We start from the raw sequence: 14,882 nt of genomic DNA, 5'->3' as shown, positions 1-14,882 counted from the left end.
AGGAATATTGGCAGAAATTTTTTAATGGCTATGAACAATCTTTGTAATTTTATCCTAAGATACAAGAGCAAAGTGAGCCGAACATTTCAGTAATTTTAAGGTATATTATAAAGAATTTAAATCTGTTATCTGGTAGTAACCACTTTTAATTTCCTGCATACCTTCTTTTCCTCTTAAATATCCAATTATAATTTGATTTAATCGGGGATATTCTCCCATATCCTTCTCAGTTCTTACTAAAACCTCACCGTCAAGCAAACCTACAACTTCTGCATCCTTCAAGTTTGCCATTGAAGAGACTATTCTGTGTTTTTGTTTAGCATCATCAATTGAATCGCAGTACAAAATTCTGCCATTTTTGATTATCGCAATATTTGTTGCATACTCTTCAAGTTCAAAAATCTCGTGTGAAGACACAATAACTGCTATATTTTTCTCTTGAACATATTGTTTTATAAGTTGTATCAACTCAAATCTTACAGTTGGGTCAAGGTTTTGAGTAGGTTCATCTAAAAGCACCAGCTCTGCATTTGTTGCCAATACTAAGATAACAAGGATAAGTGTTCTTTGTCCCATTGAAAATTTAGAAAGTTCTTGATTTAAGCTAAACCCATAGCGCGAAAGAAAATTTTTGAAAAATAAATCATCCCAATTTGGATACAAGGCTTGATACATTTTATAGTAATCACCTAATGTCAACCTTGAAAAAACTTTTCTGTGCTCAGAAACAAATGCTATGTTCTTCTTTAAAGAAGGCTCAAAAGGCTTGCCAAAAATCAAAACCTCTCCAGTATCTCTGGAAGCTGCATTTATTATACACTTTAGAGTTGTCGTCTTACCAGCCCCATTTGGTCCAACAAGAGCCAATATCTCACCTTTTTGAACTGAAAAATTCACGTCGGCTAAAATCTGTTTCCCGCTTATTCTTTTGCTCAAATTTTTGACTTCTAATACTACCATCTCAGTACTCACCGCCTTCTCTTTTATTAAGACCTCGCTACATACTTCTATTTTTTTGTAATTCTATTGCATTATCAAAAAACTCAACTATTTGCTCCATCATGTCTTGATCAATCTCAGACATTAATTTGCTGTTTATACTAGCTTGAAAGTCCTTAAGTATTTTTTTAGGAATTTTTTTGTAGCTGCCATACTTACTTGTTAACTCTTTAAATTCATTTCTTTTTTGGCGAATATATTTCAAGGCATTGTCTGATAAAAAAATATCATGTCCTTTACTATCAAATAGTTTTAAACTAACATTAGTTTTATTTAAATGTTTGCACGCCTCAAAAATACTATTTTCCAATTTCACTGTATCATCATCCTTACTATGTATGACCAACAGAGGTACTGAACTTTTCTTTATTCCATCTAATGCAGTTATGTTTGCTAATTTGCTAAACTTTATTTTTCCAAGCAAACTTAAATAAGGCAAAATAACTTTTCCCCATAGTCCATAAGAGTTTATTGCAGTTGTTTTTACAATTTCATATGGGGAATTGAAACCAGCACACGAAACAACACCTGCAATTTTATGAGAATAGGATAAAACAGCACAAACAGCATAACCACCCCAACTATGTCCAAAAAGCAATATGGGCATGTTTTTAAATTCATTATTCTTTTCAATAAAACGTAACGCATAATCAAGATCAGCAACAGCTTGTGGAAGCCCAATCATTGAATCCCTTTCACTTTCACCACATCCAGTATTATCGAATCCAAGAACGTAATATCCTTTGTCCGTAAAATAATTTATTTCATCTAAATAATTGATATGGGTTCCGCCAAATCCGTGTGATACAACAATTAAACCTTTTTTAGCTTCGATATTATTTTTCTTATAATAAATATAACCTCTTAACATTTGTCCTGCATTTGATTTGAATTGTACTCTTTTGTAAATTAAATCAGGATACTTTTTCACAAGAGAATACACTTTATCATCTTTGGAGGTACATCTCTTAAAAGCTTGACTATATAAAACAGTGGTAATTAGTAAACAAATTGAAAAACTTATTAAGATAATAAAAAGTATTGCAGCTATAATCTTGTTTTTATTTTTTTGAGTCTTTGCTATTAAATTCATCTTTCTATCCCTCCTTTTTTACATATGCAAAATATGCAAAAAAGCAAATCAGAGCAGCATACAAAAAGGCTAAAACTATGTTTCCCTGCTTTGTAAAGCTTATTAAACTATATGGATTAAAATCAGCTGCATTCAAATTATTTGAGCCTAAATCTCCCAGCAAAGCATCTGCAATTGTTATTACAATACTCCAAATAAAACCATCATGTCCTAATGTCGCGAATAACATACTTATCCCGTAAATTGCTAAAAGCGCAATGATTGTTTTTAAAATAGCTAATAACCCTTCTAAAATGGTCAGGTTATAGTATATTTTATCAACTGCCGATGTTATTGAAATTATAAGAACTAAAAACATTAGATTATACAGGAAAAGCTCTCTTTTTGAGAACGGTAAAAAATACAAAAGCTCAACATTTTTATTCTTAATATCATTCACAAGCATTGCAGAGCAAAGAAGTATTATGCCAATAACTCTCATGGTAAAACTTGGTATAAACAATATTAGCATGAAAAATAGTATTTGACCTGTTTTTTCTTTTAGTTCTTTTCCAATGTAAATATCCATTTTTGTTAGACTTTCTTCGATGTTAAAATTTAAAATTCTTGAAAATTCAAACCTCTTCATTTTTCCACACCTCCTCAAATAAAATCATGGCTGTGTAAAAATCTATTTGATGACTTCTAAGTTCCCTAACACACCCTTTTATTATCTCTATTATCTTTTTATCAACATCAATATCCTTCTTCACAAAATACCCAATCCCCTGTTCTGCTTCAATAAAACCTTCAGCTTTTAGTTTTTCAAATGCTTTTAAGACAGTGTTTATATTCACATCAAAAATTGCCTGAAGTTCTCTTACAGTTGGAAGCTGTAAACCTTGCTGAAGATTTCCAAGTATTATCTCTGATTTAATCATGTTGACAATCTGGACGTATGCAGGCACACCGCTGTGTTTATCAACTTTTCTCAGCATTTTAATCATCACTCTCTTATAAGTTTTACAAAACCTGAAGTTATAGTTGCAACAGGTGCACTGTAAAGGTTATTGATTTTTACAATACCACCTGTTGCTTCAATGTTCAAAATGCCCTTTTCATTTTCGCTATTCAAAATATTAATTGATCCATTCAATCCTGTTGCATTAATATCAAACTCCTCAAACCTTGCTTTTACCCTGATATTCAATCCTGTTGAATCAATCTCAATTTTATCAAATATCAACTGTGAATTTATATTTGCCCCAGAAGAATTAACCTTCAAATGCTTCCCCTTAAAATCAGCTCTCAGTTCAAGCCCTACACAGTCTAAAGAAATATTATCTGTTGCTTCAATCTGCCCTTGAAAAAAGCTGCCATCTGAATTTACTGTTAGATTTTTGAACTTCCCATCACCTCTTGTTTTTAGCCCTTTACAGGAAATTTTTACATTTTTCAAAGATTTTGTACCAAGTCTTATTTCATATGTTGTATCAAATTCTGTATTTCTGTCAAAGACTTTTAAAGTTTTTCCTGAAACTTTTGTTTTGAGCACTGAAGGAAAATAGATGGTATCTTCATCATCAATGAGTTCTAAATCTATTCCGCCTGAACAGCTAATTACAATTTCATCAAAATTCTTAATTGACATATCCTGGTCTGCAGAATAAGTAATTGAATGATAAACCTCTATAAAGTCGCTGCTGGTAATCACATCAGAAATTATTTGTGAAATACTTTTTGATAAACTAGAAAACTTAAAATCTTGCTTATCAGAAGAGTAGTAGTGAAGTTGAGATATAATTGAACCAACAACAATCAATATGACTAAGATTATAGCAATAATCATTCCCATAGAAGTTTTCTTTATTGTAAAAATACTAAATAAAAACAAAATGCAGCTCAATACAAACAAAACCTTTAATGCAGTCCATGGAAAAATCCATGCAAATAAAATTGAAAGCAGTGATAAAACAAGTCTCATTGTTTGGTTGGTGTGAAATTTTTTAATCTGAAATATGTTAGAGCTATTTTTGGATATAAGATAGAAAAGCCCAAGTACAATGAAAAAAATGACCACCAGCAAACCAATAAGTCCTAAAACATTTTGATTAAAATGCATAACCTACCCTCCTGTTTGATTTTTATAGTGTTATATAATTATATAACACTAAAATTTGATTCTGTCAACTGTATTTTTCGATGATTTTTAAAATTTTTAAATTATATATTCCGAGTACTTTTGATATGGATAAACGGAATTCTAAACTAATATTTCTAATAAATATAATTATGATATAATGTACTATATGAAATTATTTCTATCCTGAGGTTGTTGAATAAAAGAAATAACCATGTTATAGTAAACGTAGCAACAAAAGAAAATACCCCTCTTGTGTTATAATTTTAATTTAAGAGAAAATCACAACAAAACACAAGGGGGAAAAATTTCAGAGAATTAAAATATCGAATAAACCAAGACACAGAGTTTAAAAGAGCAATAGGTATGGAAGAAAGTCCAAACTATTCATATTTTGCAAAGTTGTCAAGAACAATATAGAAAGAATACATGCAAGATATAAAGGACATAGTAATAGCTGAAATAAAACCTGATATGAGTATAGCAAAAGTTGACTCGCCGTCGCTGAGAAGTGCCAAAAATGATTTAGAAGCAAAAATATGTATACATATTACAATAGGATTTTTCAGGGGATACAAATTACATCTTTTGTGTGCAGGTAAAGAAGAAGTAATACCACTTTTCTGAATTTTAGCAACAGCAAACGAACATGACTCAAGACAAAAAGAGCTTTTGTATAGGGCATGGGGCTTGAGCTGTGAGATTGTTTTAGCAGATGCGGGATACGATTGTAGCAGCTGATTTAATATAGCAAATAAGCTTAAAGTTAAATTTGTTGCTGGGATAAATAAAAGAAACATGAAAAATAAAAACAATGTTAGCAATAGTTTTAGAAGCAAGAACATAAGATTTTTAGAAACTGAAGAGGGTAAAAAGCTATACAAGCAGAGAACAAAGATTGAAAGACTATTTAGCAAATTAAAAGGAGAATATAATCCTGAGAATGTGAGGCTCAAGGAATTTAGAAATCATAAAAGATTTATTGATTGGATATTAATTACTTTTCTATTTGAGCAACTTTTTAGAAAATTAGAAGGTAAGAAGTTTTCTTTTACTTATGAATGGAATCAAAAACTTTTGTTTATTTTATGTATTGTTGGTAATATTTATTATTCAACAACCTAATTGATTGTCCATAATAAATATCTACAACATTTTGTACAATAACATTTAACAAACTAATTTTGGTACTATAATCAATTATTCTTATCCCCCAAAATTCAGGACTTATTGCAGGGATTCTTCTGTCTATTAAGTAATAATGAATTTTGTTTTCAGGTATATTTCTTTCAAATTCTAACACATCAAAAGTACAAATATTGTCCATTGATTTCTTAATTCTTTTAATTCGTGAACCATAGACCACTAACAATTTATATTTATTACTATCCACCTTTCTCAGTTTTTCTAATAGTTTCTGGACACGATAGCTTTTATTTTTATCATACCCTAACACTAACAACATATTAACCTCATATTCTACAAAACTGTCTCGCCAAATAATTTTTTCTATTTCTTTGTCACTCTCTATCCAACCAATATAATAAGTTTTAACTTCAAAAGGTATAATAGGATATATATACCACCAAAAAATAAACATACCTACACTGATTGTTAATATTGCCCAACAACCCATCCCTTTTTTGCTTTCACCCTTTTCCATCATAATTACTTATCACCTCTATCTCTACTAAAAATTTATCACACCAATATAAACATTTCATCCTTCCATTTCTATCTTTAAAATATATGACCTTCCTAACAGGTAATACTTTTATTCCGAAAACCATAAATAAAACACTTACTAATACCAATAAGTTAAGCTAAATACTTCTTAAAAGCTGAATTAAGTAAAATTTGAATGTTATTTTTATTTGGTATATTATATCCCCTACCTCTTGACATTCTGCTGTTTGTCTATTATACAAAATTATTTATAGTCTAATACTCAATCTTCATCTGAATTTTATTTGTACCGGAATAGATGAAGAGGAAAGAATCTCTTTGCTAAGATCTCTGTCACATTCAATCCCCCACACCCATACTGTTCCATCTTTTTTAAGCGCTACTGAATGAGTATCTCCTGCAGCAATTGCCACAACATTGTCAAGCTTTTCTACTTTTAAAGGAACTGTTGAAAATTCTATATTTCTTCTACCAAGCTGCCCTCTAATGTTTGAACCCCATACCCAAACAGTTCCATCTTTTTTCAGTGCCATTGAATGGTAATCCCCTGCAGCAATTGCTACTACATTGTTTAGACCTTTCACACGTACAGGAACAAAAGATGTCTCTCTTGTCCCATTCCCAAGCTGACCATAAGCATTATATCCCCAACTCCAAACAGTACCATCCTTTTTCAAAGCCAAAGAATGATATTTACCAGCCGCTACTTTTACTACTCCACTCAATCCCTTTATTTTAACTGGCTTTTCTGAAAAATTAAGATATTTCTTTTTATTATCTAAATTAGTATCACCCCATGACCAAACAGTCCCATCAGTTCTCACAGCCAATGAATGAAAGTAACCTGCTGCAATTGACCTCACATTTTTTATATTATCTAAACGTATTAATTTAGTCACAGAACTTACTGAACTGTCGGTAAATTTGCGAAAATAAAAATCATTACCACACCCCCATATGTTCCCATCTTTTCTTAAAACCAATATGTAATCTAATCCACCAGCTATTTCCGTAATATCGTTTAATTTTCCAATCTTTATTGGTAGTGGAGATAATATATCTTTAGTATTTTTTTCACTCCACACACTTTCAATAAATCCCCATACCCAAACAGTGCCATCTTTATCTACTGCTAATGAATGTTGAGATCCAGCCTCCACTAACACAGCATTATTTAGTCCCTTTACACACGTAGGAATATACGAAGATTTATAAGTCCCGTTACCAAGCTGACCTTTGTTATTAGCACCCCATGACCAAACTGTTCCATCTCTTTTTATTGCTAACGTATGAGAACCACCCGTAGCAATTGCTACAACATTGTCAAGCCATTTCACTTTATATGGAAGATTTAAAGAAAAGCTATTATTCTCTCTTCCCAGCTGACCAAAAGCATTATTCCCCCATGCCCAAATAGTACCATTTTTTGTTAAAGCAACTGAATGCAATCTGCCTGCGGCAACTGCTACAACGTTCTTTAAACCCTTAACCTGAACAAGCAAAAATGAATGCTCACCAACATTACTACCAAGCACACCATAAGAATTATGTCCCCATACCCATACTGTCCCATCATCTTTCAATGCTATTGAATGACGATAACCGGCAGCAATAGCTACAACCTTATTTAACCATCTTATACGTACAGGAATATATGAATTATCTATTTTCCCATTTTTCTCAATTATACCTCCACCCCAAATCCAAACAGCGCCATCTTTATTTAGTGCTATAGAATGAAAACCACCTGCTGAGATTGCTATAACATCAGATAATCCCTTTACACGGACAGGAACAGAAACAGTATAATCTTCAGTTGGTCTGTTCCCGAGCTCACCATCTTCATTATATCCCCAACTCCAAACAGTACCATCACGTTTCAGTGCCAATGAATGATAAAGTCCTGCTGAAACTGCTACTACATCTTTTAACCCTTTCACCTTTACTGGAACAGCTGATGGTTTTAAACTCCCAATTCCAAGCTCCCCATGATTGTTTATACCCCATGCCCAAACGCTTCCGTCAGAACCAACAGCCAATGAAAAATCCCACCCAGCTGCAATCGCAACTATATTTTTTAGTTCTTTTACCTTCACTGGCGTTGTAAAATCTCTATATACATCGCTTTTTCTCTGTCCATAGTTAGTATGACCCCAAATCCATACACTCCCATCCTTCTTTAACGCCAAAGAATGAAACGTCCCTGCTGATACTGCCACCACATCCTTGAGCCCCTTAACACGAACAGGAATACACGAATCTTTATATGTGCCATTGCCAAGCTGCCCAAAACCATTATATCCCCATGCCCACACTGTTCCATCATCTTTAATTGCCAACGTGTGAAGACTCCCGGCACCTGATGAAATAACCTTAAAATTTTCTCCCTGCAACTCTTTGCTGTTTTCTTTATTCTTTGAATTTGCATTTGATAAGGTCATACTTAGAAAACTAAAAATTAAAAACAATAATACTGCATACTTTATTTTTCTCATTTTCATTTTGCACCTCTACCAAAATTAATTATAGTTTTACCTTTTTATATTTTATATTACAACATTTTGTATAATAACATTCAGCATGCTAATTTGGCACTATAACCAATTATACTTATCTCCAAAGATCAAAATTTGTTGCAGTGATTCTTCTGTCTATTAAGTAATAATGAATTTTGTTTTCAGGTATATTTCTTTCAAATTCTAACACATCAAAAGTACAAATATTGTCCATTGATTTCTTAATTCTTTTAATCCGTGAACCATGAACTACTAACAATTTATATTTATTACTATCCACCTTTCTCAGTTTTTCTAATAGTTTCTGGATACGATAGCTTTTATCTTTATCATCTCCTAACCTTAATAACATACTAACTTCGTCTTCTATAAGCTCGTCTCGCCAAATAATTTTTTCTATTTCTTTGTCACTCTCTATCCAACCAACATAATAAGTTTTAACTTCAAAAGGTATAATAGGATATATATACCACCAAAAAAATAAACATACCTACACTGATTGTTAATATTATCCAACAACCCATCCCTTTTTTGCTTTCACTCTTTTCCATCATAATTACCTATCACCTCTATCTCTACTAAAAATTTATCACACTTATATGAACATTTCGTCTTTCCATTTCTATCTTTAAAATATATGACCTTCCCAACAGGTAATACTTTTATTCCGAAAGGATTATACGAGAGTCCAACCGGCCTTGGAAAATTTTTGTGCCTTTTATAATTCTCTAATTGCTCAAGCTGTTCGTAAAAAGAACTCTGGTCTAAAGCAATTCTTGGAAAACATGTGCCCCCGAAAAAACTCAATGAACCATCAAACCCCTCTACTTTCTCAACATTCTGCGTTTCTAAAAATGCCTGTGCCACGTTACCAAGGGTAACTAATTTTTTATCTTTTTCACTTATTGTTGCTTTTGTGTCTATAGCATCAAGCAAACCATTATTGCAACTTAGCAGTACTAGTTCCTTTATTTTCTTTTCCTTTAATTTCCTTATTTCAGTTGCTAAATCATCATGTAGTGTCTTCCCGTCTGGATTGACTGTTAGGTTTTCTTTATCTGTTTTATTATCACGATCAACGTCTCTATCATTATTTATCATTATAGCATAATACTTACCGTGAAAAAACAAAATTACGTTGTCAATCCCTTCATCTCTCATATTATTCCATTCCCTCACAAATACTTCCTCTGTTTCTACTTGGATGGCTTTAACCTGTTCTATACTCTTGTATCCATTTTTAAATCTAACCCATTTTCTCGCAAACTCTGCTTGTGATTTAAAGTTTTTTGGATCATAAAATATATAACTTATTCCCTTTGTGTTATTAAAAATACCCCTGCTAAAATCTTTGCTAAACATCAGTGGATCAACTTCTACTGGTCGCCCTGAATATCCGTAATTTACATCAAATCTAATATTATCTATCAACACAGCTGTCGTATATATGGTATCAACCGCATCTTTAACGCTAAATTTCAGAACTGCATTCTGCCCTCTGAATGGTGTTACATCAAATTCTGTGGTCTGCCAGTCTGTCATCCATACATCGCCTTTATCAAACACTATCTCAGGTGAAACTTTTATTAAATTCCCACCGTTAGTTTCTGTCGCATTAAACATTGAAGCTATTTTATTTATGTCCAAATCTAAAATCTTAACCTCCTGCCCATTTTCACCCTCTAAGGTTATTGTTACAACAAATGGATCATCGTAGCGTGAACCTATCCATTCTAAAAATTCTTCTGATAAAACATTCCAATCAAATATTAACTTGTTGGCATATTCAGGTATAAATATTCTTTGCTTTAGCTCACCATGTTCTAACGTATAGCCTAAACCTGTTGAAATAATCCCCATCTTGCTTCCATCTGTCGGCTTTACAAAGCCAAGCCCAGTTGTTGCTCTCCCATCTCCGTCCGTTTGCCACCCAATAAGGTCATTTTCAAAACTACCATTAATCAATCCATATGGCATCTTCAAATTTGCCTGACCTTTTATCTGAAACATCCCATTATCATTATAATAAGTATCTAAAGTTGGTACATAGGCTTCAACTGTACACCTACCATTCAAAATTATCTCTGTAAGTAAATGCACGCTATTTATCACTATACATTCATTCGTTACTTTATCACTATAACCAAAATATGCACATGCTCCTCTTTGAGCAAATGCATTCCAAAGTAAATCTGTTGCTGTGCTATAGCAAGAATTATTTACTATAATGCTCTTGGCAAATCTATCAGAAAGATTATTTTCAAACCATTTGTTGCTTACTGCATAATAGGTTTCAGAATTTTTATTATCTATATCTGCTATTGTAAATATACCAACTTCATCTTTCTGCTGTTCTATTTTGTATTTAATGTTTTCTCCCAATTTTTCTCCTGTCACCAACCACTGACCATTATGACCATGAGTTGCAAATATAATCATACCATATTTTGTAACATCCCTCAGTGACTCTACATTGGCTTCAGTATCTCTTACTATGTCCAACTTATAACCATACGGCGAAGAATTTACAATCTCTTCAACATATCTTGTCTCGTCGGCCTCGCCCCACTTTGTGTCAAACGGTGCCCACAGCAGAATGTCCTTTGATAATGTAAAGTCATAATTAAAATCAATAATTTTACAATCAGATTCTGGTTTTAAATCTATCTGTTGAAAACTTCCACTACCTCTAACCATTGTCTCAGTACTGCTATTTTCTGTTATTAGAACATATAACTTCAAACCGCTCGTCAATGTGATTTCTAATGAATCATTAACAACATTTACTTCTTTTATCCTGTCATCCCCACTCAGTTCCAGCTTTAGTAGATTTGCTAATTCCTTAACGCTTGTGTTAACATTGGAAGTAAAATAACTTTGAATATATTCCCTCACGTAGTTATTAACATCAATAAGTGTTTGGAATGCCACATCAGGTAAAGGTTCAATAACTTCTATGCTAAACTCTTTGCTAATTTGAGTTCCATCAGCTCTGTAAACTACAATTTTCAATCTTAGTTTTCCCTGCTGAGTTTCATTAAAGTCAAAAATATTTGTGTACACTTGGTCAGCTTTGATCTCATCGCCATTTATACTTAAATTGCCATTGTCAAAAAGAAAACCCTTTGATAACCACTCGCCTGAAGCATTCATCATAAATAGCTCCACAGGTGTACTGTTTTGTGTTTCGCTTCTTAACTGGTTCTTCTCGTAAAGCACTTTTACGCTTATTCGGTTTTTAACCGGTTGATTTGTTAAAATAGTTTTATATTGAACAAATATCTCGTTAAGTAACTCTTGCAGAATGATTGTATTCGAATATACATTACCTGCTGTTAAACTTATCTTTTCATAAATAACTTGTTTGTAATTATCTTTCCCTATTTTAAAGGTATAATTTCCCTCAGGCAAACTAAAATCAGCAATACCCTGTTCATTAGAATAAAATACTTTACTTGCATTATCAGCCGCACTATCCAAGGATAAAACGGTTATTTGGGCTCCACTTACAGGTAAATTGTTATTATCCACAATGTATAAATTAATAATTGCTTGATTCTTCACAAAATTAAGTACTATAGATTTGCTCAAACCCTTCTTTGTGGTTATAGTTAGCGTAATTGATTCATTCATACTATCCGAAATAACAATAGTTGCTCTTCCATCACTATTGGTCGTAACAGAACTTGGTGCAGTTGCATTGCCTGTAACACTTATTGAACAGATAACATTCGGTACTGGTTTGCCAAACTTGTCCACTATCGTAAATGATATTTTATGTTCAATATTGCATTCATATTCATTTCGAATTTGATCAAAAATTATATCTGTTTCTCTGTAAATTAAATCTATATCCTCTTTGTTGCTCTGTACATTTAAAGTAATTCCTCTAAAAATTATTTTATTCGCCAGTATCCTTCCTTTCAAAGTAAATATTCCCGAATTAATAGTAACAGTTCCTTTAGGCGCATAAATGATACCCTTTATATTTACCTCAGAACCATTAAAGGTAATATTACCTGTTTCAGAACAAATAACACTCCCATTTTTAAAGCCAATTTCACTTTTCGCCACATTAATTGAAATATCTTTCGTTGCTATTATATAGTCATTAGTTGTAAATTTCGAACCATTTACAAAAATACTCCCATTAGCAATGATAGATTTCTCGAATACTATACTGTTCCCATGGTATTTCTGATCAGCTTCAAATATCTCTGCATTTTCACTTGCTATTGTTTTAATCTCAGTAGTATAATCCGACATTTCAATAATGGGTGCACATTCAATTTCTTTGGTTATTAAAGCTTTTGCATTCTTTGCACTCACTTTACCTGAAGCTTCACATGCACCGTCAATAACAAGCTCTGAACCTTGATACACAAAGTCCGCATTAGTATGCACATCACCCTTTATGCTGATTCTTGAACCATTCAGTAATAATGCGCTCTCTCGACTTGCAGAAAACAAAGCATAATCAACAGCTTCCCGTCCAGACATCTGAACTTCTCCATCAGCAGCAAACGTATTGAACGGTAAAAATTGGAGTACCAAAAACATTGCTAAAATCATACTTAAAAACTTCTTATTTCTTGCATTCATTACACTTTCCTCCTCCAAATTTTAAAATTTAATTTAGCCTTTTGCAGAACGCTCAATATGAGCGTTATCAATCATTTAAAACATCTAAACAGTCTGGTCACTTTCCTTATATTTGTAATATTTTCTTGCTTCCTTGATACATAAACTAAATCTTTTTATTTGTCCACTTTCTGGATTGAATTTTATGCTAAGATTTTATCAAAACATTTCATAATATGTCAACATCCATCTTTTGTTTTTAACTTTCATTTCACAAATTTAGCCTGCTCAAACTTCGATTCGCTCATTTATTTATTAAAATTTCTATGCAGTCTATGAAATTGAAAACAAAAAATCAGCCCTCTCAACAGCATTTTTGTGTTATAATACAATCTGTTATAAACTAAACAACTTATAATACCAAACCAAAACGCAACTTAGCATGAAAAGAGTAAAAAGATGGTAAGAGTCAGATTTGCACCAAGTCCGACCGGTCAGCTTCACATAGGCGGTGCAAGGACAGCACTTTTTAACTATCTATTTGCCAAAAAACACAATGGAAAGTTCATTTTGCGTATAGAAGATACCGATTTAGAAAGGTCAAGAGAAGAATGGGCAAAAGTGATTATGAAAAGCTTAAAGTGGCTTGGAATTGAATGGGATGAAGGAAAAGCTTATTATTGTTTTTGTAGCCAAGAGGAAATAGAAAAAGCAAGAGGGCTGGTTGGTAACTTTACCTCAACCCTCTTATTTTTTACTGTATATTAATTATCAAAAATTATTGTCTTGAGACGTCCCTACATAAACAACCAGTCCGAACTTTTACTCTATAGCCGGAACAACAGCATCAAATTTTTCTACTTTCCCATCTTCAGTCACAGCCTCCCCGGCAAATACCCAAACAGGTTGCAAATATGGCTGCTCTTCAATTGTACCTGCATCTTCCCAGTAAGCAAGAAAAACTTCTTTGATTGTTGCAGACTTTGCCTTAGGATTGATACTATTCGATGATTTTCTATTTTTAACTTTTTCAAAAGCTTTCTCTGCAGGCATTATCTTTACCTTTTTATACTCTTCTATCTCTTTGTACCATTTGGTAACTTCTACTATTTTGCCATTGTCACCTACAGTAACTATTATTTTCGAAACACCATATACATCTTTCCCATCTACTACTGGGAAAAAATTTACATCTTTACGAAGTACTTTATAATCATTAGTAAGCGCACTTCCAGAGGATTCATATGCAACTCCGCAATATATAAATCTTTTATCATAAATACCATTTTTCTTTAAAAAATCAAGTGCAATCTTTTTGGCTTCTTCATCTGAAGGCAGATTCTGTGGTTTATAATCATAGTTATGCATATATTCCTTCATATCCGTGTAAACCCAACGCCCTGTATTAATCTGATACCTCAGTAGACGATAATCTCTATCGTCCACTCCCTCTTTTATAAAGTATTCATTAGCCGCTTGATAATATTGTACCTCACCATTTAGTCCAAATATCTTAGCTAAAGATTTTATTTCTGCTTCTGGATCTTTAGGTTTTTTAAATCTGTATACCATAGCTTCAGTAGGTAAATTGTCAAATTTGGCTGTCACTTTATAGTCTATTTCAGGTATTTCATTCCCCGGCTTAGGAATATTAAGCGGCGGTATTTTGTTTGGTCTTATATACAAAAAATAACCTGCTATAAAAGCAATTATTAAAATTACAAAAAAAACTTTTAACATATTTCCAATTTTAATACCATTTATTTTCATTTAATCATCCCCCTTTAATTCACTTAACAACAGTAACTTTAGATGGATATATTACATTTTCTGCTAATATACCATACCCTTGCTTGTAATTTTTATACCATTCTTTTTCAGGTCGACA

The 14,882-nt window shown here is 32.4% G+C and carries 9 protein-coding genes and 2 pseudogenes; 2 read left to right on the top strand and 9 right to left on the bottom strand.

Annotated features, from left to right (window positions below):
• Positions 1-105: 105 nt before the first annotated feature.
• The 5 genes from ATHE_RS04820 to ATHE_RS04800 are packed head-to-tail and all read right to left on the bottom strand — an operon-like array spanning position 106 to position 4,193.
• Entirely contained in the window at positions 106-960 is an 855-nt protein-coding gene (locus ATHE_RS04820) for an ABC transporter ATP-binding protein (RefSeq protein ID WP_015907488.1), read from the bottom strand.
• Positions 961-997: 37 nt separating this feature from the next.
• Positions 998-2,092: an alpha/beta hydrolase family protein gene (locus ATHE_RS04815; RefSeq protein ID WP_015907487.1), complete on the bottom strand. Its 1,095-nt coding sequence runs from the start codon at positions 2,090-2,092 to the stop codon at positions 998-1,000.
• A 4-nt stretch (positions 2,093-2,096) separates the two neighbouring features.
• A complete protein-coding gene (locus ATHE_RS04810; protein ID WP_015907486.1) occupies positions 2,097-2,720 on the bottom strand; it encodes a hypothetical protein in 624 nt (207 codons plus the stop codon).
• The gene (locus ATHE_RS04805) at positions 2,707-3,069 is read right to left on the bottom strand and encodes a GntR family transcriptional regulator (RefSeq protein ID WP_015907485.1); all 363 of its coding nucleotides are present in this window, start codon (positions 3,067-3,069) and stop codon (positions 2,707-2,709) included. Before ATHE_RS04805 ends, ATHE_RS04810 begins: the two co-directional genes overlap by 14 nt.
• An 8-nt stretch (positions 3,070-3,077) precedes the next feature.
• A complete protein-coding gene (locus tag ATHE_RS04800) occupies positions 3,078-4,193 on the bottom strand; it encodes a hypothetical protein (protein WP_015907484.1) in 1,116 nt (371 codons plus the stop codon).
• A 321-nt stretch (positions 4,194-4,514) separates the two neighbouring features.
• Between ATHE_RS04800 and ATHE_RS15470 the strand changes: the two are divergent.
• Positions 4,515-5,336 (top strand): annotated as a pseudogene (locus ATHE_RS15470) (transposase); the annotation flags it as partial.
• Here the strand turns inward: ATHE_RS15470 and ATHE_RS04790 are convergent.
• The 3 genes from ATHE_RS04790 to ATHE_RS04775 all read right to left on the bottom strand — a co-directional run bounded on the left by ATHE_RS04790 (position 5,293) and on the right by ATHE_RS04775 (position 13,015).
• Positions 5,293-5,877 carry a hypothetical protein gene (locus ATHE_RS04790; protein ID WP_015907483.1) on the bottom strand — a complete coding sequence of 195 codons (585 nt, stop codon included), beginning with the start codon at positions 5,875-5,877 and terminating at the stop codon, positions 5,293-5,295. The pseudogene ATHE_RS15470 and the gene ATHE_RS04790 overlap by 44 nt on opposite strands.
• A 289-nt stretch (positions 5,878-6,166) precedes the next feature.
• On the bottom strand, positions 6,167-8,392 hold the full coding sequence (locus ATHE_RS04785; RefSeq protein ID WP_232422008.1) for an RCC1 domain-containing protein: 2,226 nt from the start codon (positions 8,390-8,392) through the stop codon (positions 6,167-6,169).
• A 558-nt stretch (positions 8,393-8,950) separates the two neighbouring features.
• Positions 8,951-13,015 (bottom strand): Ig-like domain-containing protein, encoded by a 4,065-nt coding sequence (locus ATHE_RS04775; RefSeq protein ID WP_015907480.1) that lies wholly within the window; start codon positions 13,013-13,015, stop codon positions 8,951-8,953.
• Positions 13,016-13,453: 438 nt separating this feature from the next.
• On the opposite strand from ATHE_RS04775, the pseudogene ATHE_RS04770 reads away from it, so the two are divergent.
• A pseudogene (locus ATHE_RS04770) lies at positions 13,454-13,711 on the top strand (glutamate--tRNA ligase family protein); the annotation flags it as partial.
• 105 nt (positions 13,712-13,816) lie between these two features.
• Here the strand turns inward: ATHE_RS04770 and ATHE_RS04765 are convergent.
• Entirely contained in the window at positions 13,817-14,764 is a 948-nt protein-coding gene (locus tag ATHE_RS04765) for a hypothetical protein (protein WP_015907478.1), read from the bottom strand.
• Positions 14,765-14,882: the final 118 nt, after the last annotated feature.

This window comes from Caldicellulosiruptor bescii DSM 6725 (genome assembly GCF_000022325.1).
GTDB lineage: Bacteria > Bacillota > Thermoanaerobacteria > Caldicellulosiruptorales > Caldicellulosiruptoraceae > Caldicellulosiruptor > Caldicellulosiruptor bescii.
The sequence above is the reverse complement of the archived record's forward strand: the minus strand, read 5'-3'. Positions and strand labels throughout refer to the sequence as shown.